The sequence below is a fragment of the Gammaproteobacteria bacterium genome, assembly GCA_017999615.1.
Classification (GTDB): domain Bacteria; phylum Pseudomonadota; class Gammaproteobacteria; order JAABTG01; family JAABTG01; genus JAGNLM01.
Map to the genome: position 1 here is coordinate 66,345 of JAGNLM010000008.1, position 18,197 is coordinate 84,541.

Here is an 18,197-nt window from a genome sequence, read left to right on the forward strand (position 1 = left end):
TCTTTCTGATATGCATCCCGACCTCCTGACTCGCGCCTTCCCGTACCTCGCCGCCGTGTTGGCGGCGGTGGCCGTGACGGATCCCGACCTGTTCCTGCCGTGGCGGGACGCTGTCGTCCCCCTCCTGGGGCTCGTGATGCTCGGCATGGGGCTCACCCTGAGCATGGAGAGCTTCGTCGCGGTGGCCCGGCGCCCGGCCCTGGTCGCCCTGGGCGTGGGGCTGCAGTTCCTCGTGATGCCGCTCGCGGGATGGCTGCTGGCCCTGCTGCTCGGGTTGCCGCCGCAGCTCGTGGCTGGCGTCGTGTTGGTCGGTGCGGCGCCCGGGGGGACGGCCTCCAACGTCATCACCTACCTGGCTCGCGGGGACGTCGCCCTGTCGGTCACCCTGACGGCGTCCTCGACCCTCCTGTCCGTCGTCCTCACGCCCGCGCTCACCTGGCTCTACGTGGGGCGCACCGTACCGGTGCCGGTCGGGGAGATGCTCCTCGGCATCGTCCAGGTGGTGCTCGCGCCCGTCGCTGTCGGGGTGCTCCTGAACCGCTGGCTCGGCCGGCGCCTGGACACGGTGCGGACCGTGTTCCCGGCGTTCTCGGTGAGCGCGATCTGTCTCATCATCGCCATCGTGGTGGCGACGAACCGCGAGGAGATCGGGCAGTTGGCGGCGGCCGCGGTGGCCGTCGTCGTGCTGCACAACCTGGTCGGGCTTGCCGCCGGTTACTGGGCTGCGCGCTGGCTCGGCTACGGGGAGGCGGAGTGCCGTACGCTCTCCATCGAGGTGGGGATGCAGAACTCGGGCCTCGCCGCCACGCTCGCGACGAAGTACTTCACCGCCGCCGCCGCTCTGCCGGGAGCGGTCTTCAGCGTCTGGCACAACCTCTCGGGCGCGAGCCTGGCGGCGCACTGGGTGCGGGGCGATCGGACGCGCGGACTCGGGCGGGAGAAGACTCCGGGCGGGTGACGCGCGCCGCGATGAACGCGGTGATCCGCCCCTCGAGCCACCACTGCGCCTGCCAGGGCCAGGGGCCGGCTACGAAGCCCACGTGTCCCCCGCCGCGATAGACCTCGAGCGTCAGCGTGGGGGGGATTTCGTCGTGCCCGGGTACGGCCGCGGGGCTCAGGAAGGGGTCGTCCAGCGCGTGCAGGACGAGGGTGGGCACACGGATCCCGCCGAGGTAGCGGCGGCTGCTCGATCGTGCGTAGTAGTCGTCGGCGCCGGCGAAGCCGTGCAGGGGTGCGGTGACGAGGTCGTCGAAGGTGCGGAAATCGCGCGCCCCAGCGTGGGCAGCAAAGGCCTCGGGCAGGATGCCGCGGGCCACCTTCTCCCGTACCCGGCGGGCCAGGCTGCGCATCAACCACCACTGGTAGAAGCGCGAGAAACCCCGCTCCAGACGGCGCGCGGCAGCGGCGAGATCGAAGGGTACCGAAACCGCGACGGCGCAGTCGACCGGGGCGGACTGCCCCGTTTCGCCGAGCCACTTGAGCAGCACGTTGCCGCCCAGGGAGTAGCCGACGACGGCCAGCGGCCGGGCGGGGTGCCTGGCGCGAAGGAGGGACACCACGTGGGCCAGGTCCCCGGTGTCTCCGGAGTGGTAACCCCGGGGTAACCGGTTCGGCTCCCCGCTACAGCCCCGGAAGTGCATGAGCACTCCCGTCCAGCCCTCGGCGTGGACCCGGGCCAGGAGTCCCCGCGCGTAGTGCGAGTTCGATGACCCTTCGAGGCCGTGCAGGACGAGCACGATCGGCGAGCCGTCCGCGTCCGCCGAGCGCCCTGTCTCCCCCTTCGGTCCCGCCCAGTCCAGGTCGAGGAAGTCGCCGTCGGGCAGTTCCTCGCGTTCCCGGATGAGCGGCACCCGGGGAAGCCTCCGGGCCACGGGGGGCCAGAGGGTCTGCAGATGGGGCGAAGGCAGCCACCAGGCGGGTCGGAACGGTTCGGCGCCGTCGGGAGGAGGGGGCGCGCTCGTCATGGGTCTGGACCCGGTCGCGGCTCCAGGTACCGGCTCGTGAGTCCCCCGTACGCGTCGATGCGGCGGTCCCGCAGGAACGGCCAGGCGCGCCGGACCTGCCCGGTGCGGGAGAGGTCCACCGCCACCACCTTCACCGCGGGCCGGTCGACGGGGGCCTCGGCGAGCACCTCCCCCTGGGGTCCGCACACGAAGCTCGCTCCCCAGAAGCGCTGTCCCCGGCCGGGGTGCGCTGGGTCGGGCTCCAGGCCCACGCGGTTGCAGGCTGCGAGCGGGATGCCGTTCGCGATCGCGTGGGCCCGCTGCACCGTGCGCCAGGCGTCGGCCTGGCGGGCCTGCTCCTCGGGGCTGTCCGCCGGGTCCCACCCGATGGCGGTCGGGTAGAGGAGGATCTCGGCCCCGGCGAGCGCCATCAGCCGGGCCGCCTCCGGGAACCACTGGTCCCAGCAGACGAGCACGCCCAGCCGTCCGAGGGAGGTGTCCACCGGGGTGAAGCCCAGGTCACCCGGGGTGAAGTAATACTTTTCGTAATAGCCCGGGTCGTCCGGGATGTGCATCTTGCGGTAGCGGCCCACCAGGCCCCGGTCGCGGTCCAGAACCACCGCGGTGTTGTGGAAGAGCCCTGCCGCCCGGTGTTCGAAGAGCGAGGCCACGAGGACCACGTCGAGCTCTGCGGCGAGGAGCGCGAGGGCCTCGGTCCCGGGGCCGGGCACGGGCTCGGCCAGGTCGAAGGCGGTGGGGTCTTCCTGCTGACAGAAATACCGGGTGCGGAAGAGCTCCTGGGTCAGCACCAGCCGCGCCCCGAGCCGGGCGGCCTCCCGCACCCCTTCCCGGCACCGCTCGAAGTTCTCGGCAGCGTCGTCACCGCAGGCGTGCTGCACCAGGCCCAGCGTCAAGGTGCGGTTCATGAAGGCCAGACTCCTCGTGGTATCTGCATGGTGGCACAGTGCAGGCTGCCGTGTTGAAGGACCAACGGCAGGCAGGGCACGCCCACCGCCGCGCGGTCCGGGAAGCAGGCTGCCAGCCGCTCGAGCGCCTCACGGTCGGCAGGGTCGTCGTAGGTCGGCACGAGGACAGCCCCGTTCACGACCAGGAAGTTGGCGTAGGTCGCGGGCAGCCGCGCGCCTTCGGGGTCTTGGCGGGCCCTGGGCCAGGGCAGCGGCACGAGCCGGTAGGGCTGCCCGTCCGCCCGGCGCAGTGCCCACAGCTCGGCCTCCATCGCGGAGAGCTCCGTGAAGTGGGAGTCGTGGGGGTCCGGGCAACGGACGTAGGCGATGGTGTCCGGGCTGCAGAAGCGCGCCAGGGTGTCGACGTGGCCGTCGGTGTCGTCGCCCTCGAGGCCGCCGTGGTGGAGCCAGATCATGCGCTGGGCCCCCAGCAGCGGCAGGATCTGGGCCTCGACCGATGCCTCGGTGGCGCCTGGTGCGGCGCGGGCGAGCAGGCAGCGCCGGGTGGTGAGCAAGGTTCCGGCGCCGTCGGAGTCGATGCTGCCGCCCTCCAGGACGATGCCCGGGGTGAGGAGGGCGCTCTCGCCGAACACGCCCTCGGCGTGCAGGCGGCGGGTGAGGGCGTCGTCCAGGCGCGCGGCATATTTTCCGCCCCATCCGTCGAAGGTGAAGTCGAGGAGCAGGGGCGTGCCACCCTCGAGGACGGTGATCGGCCCGTAATCGCGGACCCAGGTGTCGTTGCTGGGCACGATCGGCAGGTGGACGCGTTCCCGGGCCACACCGGCTCGGGAGAGGCGCTCGGCGACGTGCCGGGCGAGCCTCTCGTCGGCGCAGGCGATGACGAGAGGCTCCCGTGCGGCGATGGCGGCCGCCAGGGCCAGGTAGGTCTTCTCGACCTCCGCCAGCCGGGGCGCCCAGTCGGTGGCCGGGTGCGGCCAGGTGAGTAGCACCCCGTCCTGGGGCTCCCACTCGGCGGGCAGGCGCCGGGACACAGGTTGGGTTACCCCACCAGGGGCGACCGGGGCTTCGGGACGGGGGGGCCACTGGCTCACGCTCGGCTGCTCCGGGGCATGCTGGTCGGGGGTCTCGGCATGAGGTGTCCGCGCACCGCAGGGCCGCCTGACTTCGCGGGACGACCCGGGCGCCCGCGGGTGGAAGCAGGTGGGAATGGTATCACCCAACTGAGCTATGCTTGCCGCGAGGGCGCTCGCCCCCCCGACGAGAAGGACCTCGCCGATGCGTCACCCGGGACCCGACGACCCCCTGCATCTGACTCTGCGCGCCTCTCGCGGGCTCGCCCTGTTCCTCGTCGCGCTGCACGGGGGGGCCGCCGCCTGTGTGGGCCTCGCGTCGCTGCCGAGTGGGGTCCGTTGGGCCGGCCTCCTCGCCCTGGCTGCAAATCTGGGCCGTCACCTGCGGCGCCACGCCCTGCGCAGGGGGGCGGGGGCCGTGCTGGGCATCACTGCCGGCTCATCGGGGGATTGGACGCTGGTCCTGGCGAACGGCCGCGGGCTTACCGCCAGGCTCCTCCCCGGGAGCCTGGCACACCCCTGGCTCGTGGTGCTGCACCTCAGGGAGGGGACAGGGCGCCGGCGCTGGTCCGTCCCGGTCGCTCCGGACGCCGTCGACGAGGACACCCACCGCCGGTTGCGCATTCGGCTCGGCCTGCGGTCGGATGGGGGGCACTCAGGCCAGACACCCGATGTTCGTGCGGCCGGGACGGAGTAAACTGGGGCGGCCCATTCTGCCCTGGCTCGCCTGCGGGAGCGTCCATGGAGGTCTACTCCCTCGAAAAGCTCATCACCGAGGCCCGTCGGCTCGCCGCGGAGTATCGCCGCGCGACGGGTAAGTCTCTCGGCCTGACGAGCGAGATCGCGCGCTTCGACGCCGCGAGGCTCCTGGGCCTGGAGCTCGTTCCCGTGCAGGAGGGAGTCGCTTACGACGCCCTGGGCCGGGGGCGTTGGGAGGGCCTTCGGGTCCAGGTCAAGGGCCGGGCCATCTTTGAGGAAGGGAAGCCGGGCCAGCGTCTCGGACAGGTCAAGTCCGGACAGGACTGGGACGTGCTGATGTTGGTGCTCCTGGACGAGGGCTTCGAGCCCTTCGAGATCCACGAGGCGGACCGGGAGACCGTGCTCGAGGCCGTGGACGAGTCCCGCGACAGCCGGCGCAGCCGCCGCGGCCCGCTGTCGGTGGCCCGGTTCAAGGCCATCGGCCGACTCGTCTGGTCCCGGGCCAACGGTCTGGAGGACGAGGGCTACTGGGAAAACCGGGCCAGCGGCTAGGGGCCGCACCGGTGGGGGACGATCTTGGGGCTCTGGTGGCCGGGCATCTCGGCGAGGGAGGGTCGCTGTCGCGGCTCGTACCCGGCTTCGCCGTGCGTCCCGAGCAGGTCGAGATGTCACGCGCCGTGGCCCATGCGATCGGGACGGGGCGGACCCTCGTCTGCGAAGCGGGCACCGGCACGGGCAAGACCTTCGCCTATCTCGTCCCGGCGCTCCTCTGCGGCCGGCGGGTCGTGCTGTCGACGGCGACCCGCAACCTGCAGGAGCAGCTCTTTCACCGGGACATCCCCCTGGTGCGGCGGGCCCTCGGGGCCACCGCGCGCGTGGCCCTGCTGAAGGGGCGGCAGAACTACCTCTGCCTCGAACACCTGGAGCGTGGAGAGCTCGCCCCGCTGGGGGCCAGCCGGCGCGAGCTGGCGGCCCTCGCTCGGGTGCGCGAGTGGTCCCGGTTCACGCGCAGCGGGGACCTCGCGGAGCTGGTGGACCTGGCCGAGGATTCGCCCCTGCGGCGGGAGCTGACCTCGACGACCGATAACTGCCTCGGCCAGGACTGTCCGCACCTCGCAGATTGCCACGTGCTTCGGGCGAGGCATGCTGCGGCCGGAGCGGACGTGGTGGTGGTGAATCATCACCTGCTGCTCGCGGACCTGGCCCTGCGCCACGACGGGCTCGGGGAGGTCCTTCCCCCCTCGGAGGTGGTCGTCGTGGACGAGGCCCACCAGCTGGGTGAGCTCGTGAGCGAGCTCTTCGGCGAGACCCTCGGGAGCCGGCAGCTCCTGGAGCTCGCCCAGGACGCAAGCCGTGCCCACGCCCGGGAGGCGGGAGATCTCCCAGGCCTCGAGGCAGCCTCGGGGGCACTGGATGACGCGGTGTACCGCCTGAGGGAGACCCTCGGGTCGGAGTCCCGCCGGGTGCCCTGGGAGGCCATCGTCGAGGGGCATGCCGGGAGGGGCCTCGGTTTGCTCGCGGGGGCCCTCCGGCGTCTGGAAGAGGCCCTGAAGTCTGCTGCGGATCGGGGACCGACGCTGGGGCAGTGTCACCGGCGCGCCGAGCGCTACCGGGAGCGCTTGGATTCCATGACGGGGGCGGCGCCCGGGCAGCGGGTGCAGTGGCTGGAGGTGTTCCCCCGCGCGTTCGTGCTGCACGCGACGCCGCTCGAGATCGGCCCCGTCTTCGCGCAGCGGGCCCGTGCCCGGCGCTCGGCCTGGGTCTTCACCTCCGCGACGCTCGCGGTGGGGGCCAGCTTCGAGCACTTCTCCCGCACCCTCGCTCTCGAGGGTCGCGACGAGGCCCTGTGGGGCAGCCCGTTCGACTACCGCAGGCAGGCGCTCTGCTACGTGCCGCCCGGTCTGCCGGACCCCAATACCCCTGAATACACGGGACGCTGCACGGAAGCCGCTCTGCCGGTCCTCGAGGCCAGCGGGGGGCGGGCCTTCCTGCTCTTCACGAGCCATCGGGCGTTGCGGGAGGCGGCCCGGAGGCTCGGGGAGGTGGGCCGTTTCCCCCTGCTCGTACAGGGCGAGGCGCCCCGCTCGGAGCTGCTGCGCCGTTTCACGGAATCACCGGGGGCGGTCCTGCTCGGGACCAGCAGCTTCTGGGAGGGGGTGGACGTGCGCGGGGAGGCGCTGTCCTGTGTCGTGATCGACCGTCTACCCTTCGCGGCACCCGACGACCCGGTGGCGCGGGCGCGCGCGGCGGCCCTCACGAGGGCCGGGGGAAACCCCTTCCTCGAGCTCCAGTTGCCCCAGGCGGTGCTCGCGCTGAAGCAGGGGGTCGGGCGGCTGATCCGCGACGTTCACGACCGGGGGGTGCTCGTGCTCTGCGACCCGCGGTTGCTGCAGAGAAGCTACGGCCCGGTGTTCCTGCAGAGCCTGCCGCCCTTCCCCCTGACCCGGCAGCTGGCGGACGTACAGGCCTTTTTCGGGAGTGCGCCATGAAGATCCTCGCCTTCGAGACGTCGACGGACGCCTGCTCGGTCGCCCTCAGGGTCGGGGAAGAGACGCGGGAGCGCTTCGAGAAGGCCCCTCGCCGCCACGCCGAGCTGGTGCTGCCCATGGCCGAGAGCCTCCTCGCCGAGGCGGGCCTGGGGCCAGGGGACCTCGACGGGCTCGCGTTCGGGCGTGGCCCCGGGTCCTTCACGGGGGTGCGGATCGCCGCCGCGGTGGTCCAGGGGGTGGCGTTCGCCACGGGGTTGCCCGTCGCCCCGGTCTCGACGCTGCAGGCCCTGGCCGAGGGCGTCGCGCGCGAGATGGGCGAGGATTCCGTACTGGCGGTGCTCGACGCGCGGATGGGGGAGGTGTACTGGGGGGCCTACCGGCGGACGGCCTCGGGGCGGATGGAGGCCGTCGTCGAGGACACCTTGAGCGCGCCCGAGAGGGTCTCCGTGCCCGGGGCCGGGCCGTGGGCAGGGGCCGGAGACGGCTGGGCGGTGTACGGGGAAGTCCTGCGCGCGGTTCTCGGCGGTCGCCTGTCCTGCGAGCTCCCGGCGCGTCTGCCCAGGGCGGGGGACGTGGCTCACATCGGCACCGGGATCCTGGGGCGCGGCGAGGGCGTGCCGGCGGCTGCTGCCTTGCCCCTGTACCTTCGCGATCGGGTCGTGCACGTGTAGCATCACCCGGGGACATTTCGAAACCGAGGCATCATGTTCAGGCCCCTGGAGCTCTTCGTCGGTCTGCGCTACACGCGGGCCAAGCGGCGCAACCACTTCATCTCGTTCATCAGCCTCACCTCGATGCTCGGCATCGCCCTCGGGGTGACGGCGCTCATCACCGTACTGTCCGTGATGAACGGCTTCGAGAAGGAGCTGCGGGAGCGGATCCTCGGCATGGCGGCGCACGCGACGGTGTCGGGGGCGGAGGGGCGGCTCGAGGGTTGGCAGGAGGTCGCGGAGCGGCTCGCAGGCCATCCGAGGCTGCTCGGTCTCGCGCCCTACGTCCAGGCGGAGGGGATGCTCACCGAGGGTGACACGGTCCGGGGGACCCGGGTCCGGGGGATACTCCCCGAGGCCGAGCCTCGGGTCTCCACCGTCGGGTCCCAGATGATCGAGGGCCGGCTCGAAGACCTGGTGCCCGGCGCGTTCGGGATGCTGCTGGGGAAAGACCTGGCGCGGGTGCTGGGCGTGGGGGTGGGTGACCGGGTGACCCTGGTCGCGCCCCAGGCGAGGGTCACTCCGGCGGGGGTGCTGCCGCGCCTGCGCCGCTTCACCGTGGTCGGTGTCTTCGGGGTGGGGATGTACGAGTACGACGCGGGCCTCGCGCTCATCCACATCGAGGACGCGGCGAAGCTCTTCGGCCTGGGTGACGCGGTGAGTGGCCTGCGGCTGCGCATCGACGACATGTTCGCGGCGCCACGCGTGGCCCGGGAGGTCGCGGCGCAGCTCCCCGGGCGCTACTGGGTCTCCGACTGGACCCAGCAGCACGCGAACTTCTTCCGCGCGGTGCGCACGGAGAAGACGGTGATGTTCGTGATCCTCACGCTGATCGTCGCCGTGGCCGCGTTCAACATCGTCTCGACGCTCGTCATGGTCGTCTCCGACAAGAAGTCCGACATCGCCATCCTGCGCACCCTCGGGGCCAGCCCCCGCAGCATCATGGGGATGTTCATGGTGCAGGGCTCGATCATCGGCGTCGTGGGGACGGCCCTTGGAATCGTGGGTGGGGTGGCGCTCGCCCTGAACGTCGAGACGGTGGTCGCCGGGATCGAGGAGCTGTTCCGGGTCAAGTTCCTGTCGCCCGACGTCTACTACATCAGTGAGCTGCCTTCCGACATGCACTGGAGCGACGTGGCACGCATTGCCCTGGTCGCCCTGGTGCTCAGCCTGAGTGCGACTCTCTACCCCGCGTGGCGAGCGTCGCGCACCCAGCCGGCGGAGGCCCTTCGCTATGAGTGAGCCCGTCCTCGCGTGCCGCGGGCTGATCCGGGACTTCACCGAGGGCGGACTCTCGGTTCAGGTACTGAAGGGGCTCGACCTTGTGATCGAAGCCGGCGAGCGGGTCGCCATCGTCGGGCGGTCCGGCTCGGGCAAGAGCACGCTGTTGCACCTGTTGGGCGGGCTCGACACGCCGACTCGGGGCCGGGTCTGGCTCGAGGGGCGCGACCTCGCCACGCTCGGGGAGGTGGAGCGGGGCCGGCTGCGCAACCGCAGCCTCGGCTTCGTGTATCAGTTCCACCACCTGCTTCCCGAGTTCACCGCCCTGGAGAACGTGGCCATGCCGCTGCTCATCCGCGGCGCCTCGCCGGCCGCGGCCGCCGAGGCGGCCACCGACATGCTGTCGCGCGCGGGGCTCGGCGGGCGCCTGGAGCACAAGCCGGGCGAGCTGTCGGGCGGGGAGCGGCAACGTGCCGCGATCGCCCGGGCGCTGGTGACCGCTCCGCGGGCGGTCCTCGCCGACGAGCCTACGGGAAACCTGGACCGGGCGACGGCGGCCTCGGTGTACGACCTGATGCTCGAGCTGAACCGCGAGTCGGGCACCAGCCTGGTGGTGGTGACGCACGACGAGTCCATCGCGGCCCGCGCCGACCGGGTGCTGCACATGGTCGACGGGCGCTTGGAGGAGGGGATGGGCCAGACCCCGTGATGAGTGTGGCCCCGAGCGGCTGATGCCCTTTCGGAAGTCCGACGGGCTACGGGGAAGGGTTCAGGCGAAACGGTCGTCCGCGCGCTCGGGAAGAGGCGCGCAGGCGGCGACGGCGCAGGAGCGCCGCAACACAGGACGCAGGGACGCGTGCGCACAGGGGTTCTCGCCTTTCTTGCCGGGGTCCTGGCGGCCCTGCAGCTCGCGGAGCTGCCGGACCTGCGCCTGTGCTGGCTGTTGCCGGTCCTCCTCGGGCTTGCCGCGGCGAGCCGAATCGCGCGCCTGCCGGCCCTCGTGGTGGTCGGTTTCCTGTGGACCGTCCTGCGGGCCTCCTTCGCCCTGTCCGGGGCACTGCCCGCGGAGCTCGAGGGACGCGATCTCACCCTCGTGGGCACCGTGGTCGGCGTTCCCGAGCGCGAGGACCGCTCCTTGCGTTTCGAGCTCCGCGTGGACGAGGCCTCCGCGCACGGCGGCGCCTGGCGGCTTCCCGCCCGTGTGCGGCTCGACTGGTACGACTCGGCGCCCGAGCTGGCGCCCGGCGAGCGCTGGCGCCTGGCGGCCCGCCTGCGGCGCCCCAAGGGGCTCGCCAATCCCGGGGGGTTCGACTACGAGGCCTGGCTGCTGCTGCGCGGGGTGCGGGCGACCGGCTACGTGCGCCCCGGGCCCGGGGACGAAAGGCTGGACGCGCCAGGGGGCGCCCCCGTGTCCCGTCTGCGGGCCACCCTGGGGGCGGGGATCGACCGGGCGCTGGGTGCCCACCCCCACCGGGGCGTGGTGAAGGGGCTCGTCGTCGGCCTCACGGCCGAGGTCTCGCAGCGCCAGTGGGAGGTCTTTCGCGCGACCGGCACCACCCACCTGATGGCCATCTCGGGGTCGCACGTCGTCCTCGTGGCCGCCGCGGCCTACGCGGCGGCGCGCTGGCTATGGGCCGTCGCCGGGCGAATCGCCCTGCGGGTGGCGGCGCCGAAGGCGGCGGCGCTTCTCGCCCTGCTCGCCGCCGGCGGATATGCCGGGCTCGCGGGGCTCTCCGTGCCCACCCAGCGGGCCGTGGTCATGGTGGGCCTCGTGCTGCTGGCGCGCGCCTGGCGGGGCCGGGTGTCGGCCACGCACGCACTGGCGCTCGCACTGCTCGCCGTGCTGCTCGCAGACCCCCTCTCGCCCCTCTCACCGGGCCTCTGGCTCTCGTTTCTCGCCGTCGGGGTCCTGCTGCTCATCTCCCTGCCGGGCGGGGGTGAGCCGGGGCTGTGGGCGCGTTGGGGCCGGCCCCACGTACTGGTGGCGCTCGGGCTCCTGCCCGTGACCCTCGCGCTCTTCGGCGAGAACCCCTGGCTCGGCCCCGTGGCCAATGCCGTCGCCGTGCCCTGGGTGGAGCTGCTGGTGGTGCCCACGGCCCTCGTGGGGGGGTTGCTCACCCCGGTCTGGCCGGGGGCGGGTGGGCTGTTGCTGCGCTGGAGCGCGTGGGCGATGGACGGCCTCTGGCCGCTGCTGGAGTGGTTGGCAGGGCTCGACTGGACCTACCGGGGGCCGGTGGGGACCGGGGCCGCAGCCCTCGCTGCGGCGGGCCTGGGGGCGCTGGTGGCCCTGTTGCCGCGGGGGGTCCCGGGACGCTGGGTGGGGCTCCTGGGGTTCCTGCCCCTGCTCTTGCCGAGTCCCGCACGCCCGGCGGGGGGAGAGGTCTGGCTCACGCTCCTCGACGTGGGGCAGGGGCTGGCGGCCGTGGTGGAGACGGCGGGCCACACCCTGGTCTACGACACCGGACCCCGGTATGGCCCGGGGCGGGACGCCGGAGGCTCAGTCGTCGCGCCCTTCCTGCGCCACCGAGGTCTCTCTCGGGTGGACGTGCTGATGCTGAGCCACTCGGATACCGACCACGTGGGCGGTGCGGCCTCGCTCCTGCGGGCGACCCGCGTGGACGCGCTGGTGGGGAGCGGCGCGCCAGGCCGAGACCCCACGAGCCCCTGCCGGGCGGGGGACGGGTGGTCCTGGGACGGGGTGCGCTTTCGGGTGCTGCACCCCCCCGCCCTGGGCGAGAGGGGAGGCAACGACGCGTCCTGCGTCCTGCGGGTGGACACGGCGGGTGGGAGCCTCCTGCTGCCGGGGGACGTGGAGGCGGCCGCCGAGGCCGAGCTGGTGGCCTCCCAGGCCGATGTCCTGCGCGCCGACGTCCTGGTCGTGCCGCACCACGGTAGCCGGGGTGCCTCGTCCCAGGGCTTCGTGGCGGCCGTGCGCCCCCGGCACGCGCTCTTCTCGACCGGTTACGGCAACCGCTTTGGCTTCCCCTCCAGGGTGGTGCTGGCCCGGTATCGCGCCGTGGGGGCCTCGGTGCACGACACCGCGAGAGCCGGGGCGGTCACGGTGCGGATGGACGGGGAGGGGCGCACGGAACTGCGCCACCATCGCGTGGAGCAGCGGCGGTTCTGGCTCACGCCCCTGGAGACACCCTGAGACGGTCTCCCCGGACCGCAGGTGGGGTGCTAGAGTTACGCGTCACACCGGGAAGGGGATCGGGTCCGTGTACGAAATCATCAAGGCGGGCGGCTGGGTCATGTGGCCCATCCTGATCTCCTCGGTCGTGGCCACCGCCATCGTCCTCGAGCGTCTGTGGACGCTGCGCAGAGCCCGCATCGCCCCCGCAGGCCTGGTGCTCCAGGTCTGGCAGTGGGCGCGCGAGGGCAAGCTGGACGCGCGCCGTGTCCAGTCGCTTCGCGAGGGGTCGCCGCTCGGGCGGCTGCTGGCCACGGGGATCCTCAACCGGCACCACGGGCGCGCGGTGATGCAGGAGAGCATCGAGGACGTGGGCCGTCTCGTCATCCATCAGCTCGAGCGCTATCTGAACACGCTCGGTACCGTCGCCTCCGTCGCGCCCCTTCTCGGCCTGCTGGGCACGGTCTTCGGGATGATCCGGGTCTTCAACGTGATGACCCTGAAAGGCGTGGGCGACCCTTCGGCCCTGGCGGGGGGCATCGGCGAGGCCCTCATCACCACGGCCGCCGGCCTGCTGGTAGCCATCCCGGCACTCGCCTTCTACCGCTACCTGCGGGGGCGGGTGGACGAGCTCGTGCTGGTGATGGAGCACGAGGCGATGAAGCTCGTGGAGGTCATGCAGGGGCAGCGCGAGCGCGACGGAGAGGGCCTCTCGCTTTGAAGCTCCGCCGCAGAAGGAACGACGAGGCGCCGGAGGTCGTTCTCGTCTCCCTCATCGACGTGGTCCTCTCGCTGGTCATCTTCTTCATGGTGACGACGACCTTCAACCGCTTGGCTCCCATCGAGATCAGCCTGCCGGAGTCGAGCGCCGATCCGCGTGAGAAGCCGGAGCAGGCCATCGAGGTGAGCATCGACGCCCAGGGGCGCTACTACGTCGCAGGGCGGGAGCTCGTCAACACCCAGGTGGAGACCCTGAAAAGGGGTTTGCTGGAGGCGGCCACGGGGCGCACCGCCCCATCGGTCGTCCTGAGCGCGGACGCCAGGACCCCGCACCAGGCGGTGGTGACTGCCCTCGACGCGGCTCGGCAGGCCGGGCTCAACCGGCTCACGTTCGCTACCGCTCAGCGCGCCGACGAGGGTGGGCGCTGACGCCACGACGCTCGCCCGGGGCTCTCGCCGCGGCGCGGAACGGTGGGGGCGGGCCCTGGAGCGCCGCGTCACCGCGTGGGCCGAGCGGGTCTGGTACGCACGGCATCCTTCGGGCGTGCTGCTCGCGCCACTCGGCTGGGTCTACTGCGCGGCGGCCTCGCTGCGCAAACGGGCCCCCGGCACCGGCTGGGTGCGGCGGATGCGTCTGCCCGTGCCGGTTGTGGTGGTCGGCAACCTGACGGTCGGCGGGACCGGGAAGACCCCCCTGGTCGTCTGGCTTGCCCGCGCGCTCCGTGCGGACGGCCTGCGCCCCGGGGTGCTCGCTCGGGGTTATCGGGGGAAGGCGAAGGATTGGCCCCGTATCGTGAGCCCCGACAGCGACCCGGCCCAGGTGGGGGACGAGCCGGTGCTGCTCGCCCGCCGCACGGGATGCCCCGTCGTGGCCGGGCCCGACCGCGTCGCCGCCGCCCGACGGCTCCTGGAGACCGGGTCCTGCGACCTGGTGCTGTGTGATGACGGCCTGCAGGACCTGTCCCTCGCCCACGACGTGGAGATCGTGGTGCTCGACGGGGCGCGCCGACTGGGCAATGGCCGGTGTCTGCCCGCGGGGCCGCTGCGCGAGAGCGCCCGGCGCCTGGCCGAGGTCGACCTGGTCGTGTGCCGAGGGGAGGCGCGGTCCGGCGAGCTCGGCATGGCCTATCAGGCCGGTGTCCCCCGGAACGTGGACGACGAGGCGCAGGAGCGGGGCTTTGCCGAATTCCGCGGACGTGCGGTCCACGCGGTGGCCGGTGTGGGAAATCCCGAGGGGTTCTTCGGCCTCCTGCGGGGGGAGGGCCTCTCGGTGGTGGAGCACCGCTTCCCGGACCATCACGCCTTTGGCCCGGGCGATCTCGATTTCGGCGACGGTCTGCCGGTCATCATGACCGAGAAGGACGCGGTCAAGTGCCGGGGACTCGCGCCCGGCAGGGCATGGTACGTACCGGTCGAAGCCGTGCTGGAGGAGGCGTTCTCGGGGCGGCTGCGGTCGTTGCTGGCAAGAGGAGGGGAACGTGGACAAGAAACTGCTTGAGATCCTGGTCTGCCCGGTCTGCAAGGGGCCCCTGGTGTACCGCAGGAACGAGCTGGAGCTGGTGTGCTTCGGCTGCCGGCTCGCCTACCCGATCCGGGACGAGATCCCGGTCATGCTGGAAGAGGAGGCCCGGACCCTGGGGCCCGACGAGAAACGGGAGTAGCTGAAGCGCGATGGGCCGCCCCATGACGGAATTCACGGCCGTGATCCCGGCGCGCCTGGCCTCCACGCGCCTGCCGCGCAAGGTGCTGCTGGAGATCGGCGGCAAGCCGATGGTGCGTCACGCCTACGAGCGTGCCCTCGAGAGCGGTGCGTCGGAGGTGATCATCGCTACCGACGACGATGAGGTCGCGGGTGTCTGCAGGGCGTTCGGGGCGGACGTCCAGTTGACGGGAAGGCATCACCGCTCGGGGACCGATCGGATCGCCGAGGTGGCGGCGCTGCGCAAGCTCCCGCAGGACCGTATCGTCGTCAACGTGCAGGCCGACGAGCCGCTGCTCCCCCCGGCCCTGGTGCGCCAGACGGCCGAAGACCTGGAGGCTTCTCCCGGGGCGGGCCTGGCGACGCTCTGTACCCCCGTCACGAGCCGGGCCGAGGTCTTTGACCCGAACGTGGTGAAGGTCGTGGTGGACGGCGAGGGCTTCGCCCTCTACTTCAGCCGGGCCCCCATCCCCTGGCACCGGGAGGGTTTCCGCGAGGCGGCGCTGGGGTTGCCGGCAGGCGTGCCCTACCTTCGCCACGTGGGGCTCTACGCCTATCGCGTGGGGACCCTGCAGCGCCTGTCCGCCGAGCCTGCGGCCCCCCTGGAGCAGGCGGAATCCCTGGAGCAGTTGCGGGCCCTCACGGTGGGGGTGCGGGTCCACGTCGCGTTCGCGGCGGAGCCTCCCGGTGTCGGGGTGGACACGGCCAACGACCTGGAGCGCGTGCGGCGGCAGCTGGAAGCGCGAATGCGCTGACAGCAACGCCCGCCGACCCCGGTCATCCGTTCGCTGCGCCCCAACACCCTGCCGTTTTGTCGCGGGTTTTTACATCTCCGGAACCTCCGGGTCCGGAGTGTGACGCAGGTCTCGGAATCTTTTAGGGTTCTCGAACTGTGCACAGAACTTGCTTCGGCCGGCGGGTGACGCCTGTCCCGGAGTCCTCGGGACGAGCGTCGAATGGGTAGCCCGATCCAGCGTCCCGCCCCTCGACGAGGCCATGTTCGACGTCACCGCCTGTGCGGAGAACCCTGCAGTGATCCGCTTTCCGCTGAACGAGCGAGGGCGGGATTTCGTCGTGGGGGATATCCACGGAATGTTCGGGCACCTGGAAGCCCTCTTGGCCCGCACGGGGTTCGATTCGAGGGTTGACCGGCTCTTCTCGGTGGGCGACCTCGTGGACCGGGGCCCCGCGTCCCGGGACGCCCTGCGCTGGCTCTCTTACGGGTGGTTCCACGCCTGCCGCGGCAACCACGAGCAGTTCGCCATCGACTCCGTGCTGCCGGACGAGCTCGACCACTGGACTCAGTACAACGGCGGTGCCTGGTGGTCGCGGCTCTCACGCCTCGAGCAACGGATGTTCCGCGATGCGTTTCTCGCCTTACCGCTCGCGATGGAGGTGGAGACCGACGCCGGCCTGGTCGGGATCGTGCACGCGGACATCCCGCCGGCGCTGACCTGGGAGCGATTCGTGGGCTTGCTCGCCGCAGGGCACGAAGACGCGGCGCTCTACGCCCTGTCCTCGCGCTATCGCATCCAGGGTGAGAGGGCCCGCCTGGGACCGGTCGGCGGCGGGGTCGTCCGGGTCTACTGCGGGCACACGCCGGTGCGCGAGCCGCTCGCGATCGACAACGTCCACTTCATCGACACCGGGGCGGTCTACGTGCAGGACGGATACGGCGATGCGCGCCTGACCCTCATCGAGATCCAGCCCGAGCCCTATCGGGAGAGCTCCATCCGCTGCGACATGGAGCTCTGAGCCCCGAGGGCGGGGCCCGGCGCGAGAGGGGGGACGTCCGTGGCTGGCCGGAAAGCGCGGGGCGGCTAGCGGGCGCGGTATGTGATCCGGCCTTTGCTCAGGTCGTAGGGCGTGAGCTGCACGGTCACCCGATCACCCGTCAGGATGCGGATGTAGTGCTTGCGCATCTTGCCCGAGATGTGCGCCGTGACCACGTGTCCGTTGTCGAGCTGCACACGGAACGTGGTATTGGGCAGGGTCTCGACGACCATGCCTTCCATCTCGATTGCATCTTCTTTTGCCATGAGTCTCGACGGCCTGCCTCGCAGGCCGCGTAGTGTGCCAGAAGCGGTGGTGGGCCGAAAGGCGCGGCTTCGTGCGGCGCGGTGGCCGGGGGGCGCTGGCCGGTCCCGGCGCCCCCAATGGGGGTTCCTCAGGGCGGCTCGCGCCGCCAGATGCCCTCGTGCAGGAACTCCAGCGGCCGGTAGTCCGCCTTGTAGCGCATCTTCGGCGACTCCCGGACCCAGTAGCCGAGGTACAGCCAATCGAGTCCGAGCCGCCGCGCCTCCTGGATCTCCCACAGCACCACGAGAACCCCGGGGCTGCGGTCTGCCGCGTCGGGGTCGAAAAACGTGTAGACCGCGGAGAGGCCGTCGTCCAGCCGATCCACGACACCCACGGCGAGGAGCCCTGCAGGCGTTCGAAATTCGTAGAACGTGGTCTCCGACCAGGGGCTGGTCAGGAACTCGAGGTACTGACCGGGCGTCGGGGCGTCCATGCCCCCACCCGCATGGCGGGTCTTCACGTAGCGGGCGTAGAGGGCGTACTGCTCGGCGGTGAGCGCGGGTGCCACTGCACTCACCTGCACGTCGCCGTTGGCCCGCCACGCTCGACGCTGGCTGCGCCGGGGCTGGAACTCCTGCACCGGAACCCGGACCGGAATGCAGGCGTCGCAGTCGGGACACTGCGGCCGGTAGACGTGGGGACCGCTGCGGCGAAAGCCGTGGCGGGAGAGCGCGGTGAAGGTGGCGCGGTCGGGAGAGGACGCCGGGTGCGCGAAAACGGTCACCGCCTCCCGCCCCTCGAGGTAGCTGCAGGCGTGCGGGGGTGTCGCGAAGAACGCGATGGGCTCCGCTTCGCCGTGGGAGCTCACGCCGGGCGCCCGGGAAGCGCGGGGGCCGGTCCCGGCGCCTCGCACCAGGCGTCCAGGTGAGCGAGAAACAGCGGGCGCGGGATCTCGACGGCACCCATCCGCGCCAGGTGCTCGCTCGGCACCTGGCAGTCGATCAACCGGAATCCCATCCGGGCGAGGGCGACCAGCGCGACCTTGGAGGCGTCCGCCGCCAGGCTGAACATCGACTCGCCGAAGAAGACCCCGCCGAGCGCGACGCCGTAGAGCCCGCCGACCAGGACTCCGTTCTGCCAGGTCTCCACGCAGTGGGCTGCGCCCTCCCGGTGCAGTCTGGCGTAGGCAGTGGCCATGTCCTGCGTGATCCAGGTCCCGTCCCCACTGGCCCGGGGTGCCGCGCAGGCTTGTACGACGGCGTCGAAGGCGGTGTCCACCCGGACCTCGAACCGCCCCTGGCGCAGGACCTTGCGAAGGCTTCGGGACACCCGGATGTCCCCGGGATAGAGCACTGCCCGCGGGTCGGGTGACCACCAGAGGATGGGCTGACCGTCGCTGAACCAGGGGAAGATGCCGCGGCGATACGCCGCCCGCAGGCGGGCCGGGCTCAGGTCCCCGCCGAGTGCCAGGAGCCCGTTCGGCTCGGTGAGGGCACGGCTCAGCGGCGGGAAGGCGTCGGCCGGGGCGCCCGCCGGGATCAGGTGGGGGAGGAGGGCTCTCCTCATCCCGG

The 18,197-nt window shown here is 72.1% G+C and carries 20 protein-coding genes; 14 read left to right on the top strand and 6 right to left on the bottom strand.

The genetic code is table 11. The features are described from left to right. Positions 1–10 precede the first annotated feature (10 nt). Entirely contained in the window at positions 11–958 is a 948-nt protein-coding gene (locus tag KA217_08415; GenBank protein MBP7712470.1) for a bile acid:sodium symporter family protein, read from the top strand. Here KA217_08415 and KA217_08420 read toward each other — a convergent pair. From KA217_08420 to KA217_08430, 3 genes are read right to left on the bottom strand one after another with little or no spacing between them, the layout of a single operon-like run. Next, positions 858–1,964 (bottom strand): hydrolase, encoded by a 1,107-nt coding sequence (locus tag KA217_08420; GenBank protein MBP7712471.1) that lies wholly within the window; start codon positions 1,962–1,964, stop codon positions 858–860. The genes KA217_08415 and KA217_08420 overlap by 101 nt on opposite strands. Next, a complete protein-coding gene (locus tag KA217_08425) occupies positions 1,961–2,869 on the bottom strand; it encodes a carbon-nitrogen hydrolase (protein ID MBP7712472.1) in 909 nt (302 codons plus the stop codon). The genes KA217_08420 and KA217_08425 overlap by 4 nt, the downstream gene beginning before the upstream one ends. Further along, entirely contained in the window at positions 2,866–3,900 is a 1,035-nt protein-coding gene (locus KA217_08430; protein ID MBP7712473.1) for an agmatine deiminase family protein, read from the bottom strand. Before KA217_08430 ends, KA217_08425 begins: the two co-directional genes overlap by 4 nt. 244 nt (positions 3,901–4,144) lie before the next feature. On the opposite strand from KA217_08430, the gene KA217_08435 reads away from it, so the two are divergent. The 13 genes from KA217_08435 to KA217_08495 all read left to right on the top strand — a co-directional run bounded on the left by KA217_08435 (position 4,145) and on the right by KA217_08495 (position 16,362). After that, positions 4,145–4,636, top strand: coding sequence for a hypothetical protein (locus tag KA217_08435; protein MBP7712474.1), 492 nt, complete (start codon positions 4,145–4,147; stop codon positions 4,634–4,636). 44 nt (positions 4,637–4,680) lie between these two features. Then, on the top strand, positions 4,681–5,190 hold the full coding sequence (locus KA217_08440; protein ID MBP7712475.1) for a hypothetical protein: 510 nt from the start codon (positions 4,681–4,683) through the stop codon (positions 5,188–5,190). A gap of 113 nt (positions 5,191–5,303) precedes the next feature. Next, complete coding sequence (locus KA217_08445; GenBank protein ID MBP7712476.1) at positions 5,304–7,127, top strand: ATP-dependent DNA helicase; 1,824 nt, start codon at positions 5,304–5,306, stop codon at positions 7,125–7,127. Then, positions 7,124–7,798 (top strand): tRNA (adenosine(37)-N6)-threonylcarbamoyltransferase complex dimerization subunit type 1 TsaB, encoded by a 675-nt coding sequence (tsaB, locus tag KA217_08450; GenBank protein MBP7712477.1) that lies wholly within the window; start codon positions 7,124–7,126, stop codon positions 7,796–7,798. The genes KA217_08445 and tsaB overlap by 4 nt, the downstream gene beginning before the upstream one ends. 33 nt (positions 7,799–7,831) lie before the next feature. Then, positions 7,832–9,079, top strand: coding sequence for a lipoprotein-releasing ABC transporter permease subunit (locus KA217_08455; protein ID MBP7712478.1), 1,248 nt, complete (start codon positions 7,832–7,834; stop codon positions 9,077–9,079). Continuing rightward, positions 9,072–9,767 (top strand): lipoprotein-releasing ABC transporter ATP-binding protein LolD, encoded by a 696-nt coding sequence (lolD, locus tag KA217_08460; GenBank protein ID MBP7712479.1) that lies wholly within the window; start codon positions 9,072–9,074, stop codon positions 9,765–9,767. Before KA217_08455 ends, lolD begins: the two co-directional genes overlap by 8 nt. 147 nt (positions 9,768–9,914) lie before the next feature. Next, positions 9,915–12,209, top strand: coding sequence for a ComEC/Rec2 family competence protein (locus KA217_08465; GenBank protein ID MBP7712480.1), 2,295 nt, complete (start codon positions 9,915–9,917; stop codon positions 12,207–12,209). A 67-nt stretch (positions 12,210–12,276) separates the two neighbouring features. After that, on the top strand, positions 12,277–12,909 hold the full coding sequence (locus tag KA217_08470; GenBank protein ID MBP7712481.1) for a MotA/TolQ/ExbB proton channel family protein: 633 nt from the start codon (positions 12,277–12,279) through the stop codon (positions 12,907–12,909). Beyond that, positions 12,906–13,337, top strand: a complete 432-nt coding sequence (locus KA217_08475) for a biopolymer transporter ExbD (GenBank protein MBP7712482.1) — start codon at positions 12,906–12,908, stop codon at positions 13,335–13,337. Before KA217_08470 ends, KA217_08475 begins: the two co-directional genes overlap by 4 nt. 55 nt (positions 13,338–13,392) lie before the next feature. Further along, entirely contained in the window at positions 13,393–14,406 is a 1,014-nt protein-coding gene (locus KA217_08480) for a tetraacyldisaccharide 4'-kinase (GenBank protein ID MBP7712483.1), read from the top strand. After that, on the top strand, positions 14,387–14,569 hold the full coding sequence (locus KA217_08485) for a Trm112 family protein (GenBank protein ID MBP7712484.1): 183 nt from the start codon (positions 14,387–14,389) through the stop codon (positions 14,567–14,569). The genes KA217_08480 and KA217_08485 overlap by 20 nt, the downstream gene beginning before the upstream one ends. 22 nt (positions 14,570–14,591) lie before the next feature. Next, complete coding sequence (gene kdsB, locus KA217_08490; GenBank protein MBP7712485.1) at positions 14,592–15,362, top strand: 3-deoxy-manno-octulosonate cytidylyltransferase; 771 nt, start codon at positions 14,592–14,594, stop codon at positions 15,360–15,362. 241 nt (positions 15,363–15,603) lie between these two features. Continuing rightward, positions 15,604–16,362 (top strand): metallophosphoesterase, encoded by a 759-nt coding sequence (locus tag KA217_08495; GenBank protein MBP7712486.1) that lies wholly within the window; start codon positions 15,604–15,606, stop codon positions 16,360–16,362. Between the two features lie 65 nt (positions 16,363–16,427). Here the strand turns inward: KA217_08495 and infA are convergent, their stop codons facing one another. The 3 genes from infA to KA217_08510 all read right to left on the bottom strand — a co-directional run bounded on the left by infA (position 16,428) and on the right by KA217_08510 (position 18,192). Further along, positions 16,428–16,646: a translation initiation factor IF-1 gene (gene infA / locus KA217_08500; GenBank protein ID MBP7712487.1), complete on the bottom strand. Its 219-nt coding sequence runs from the start codon at positions 16,644–16,646 to the stop codon at positions 16,428–16,430. Positions 16,647–16,774: 128 nt separating this feature from the next. Next, positions 16,775–17,494 carry an arginyltransferase gene (locus KA217_08505; protein MBP7712488.1) on the bottom strand — a complete coding sequence of 240 codons (720 nt, stop codon included), beginning with the start codon at positions 17,492–17,494 and terminating at the stop codon, positions 16,775–16,777. After that, a complete protein-coding gene (locus tag KA217_08510; GenBank protein ID MBP7712489.1) occupies positions 17,491–18,192 on the bottom strand; it encodes a leucyl/phenylalanyl-tRNA--protein transferase in 702 nt (233 codons plus the stop codon). The genes KA217_08505 and KA217_08510 overlap by 4 nt, the downstream gene beginning before the upstream one ends. Between the last annotated feature and the right edge of the window lie 5 nt (positions 18,193–18,197).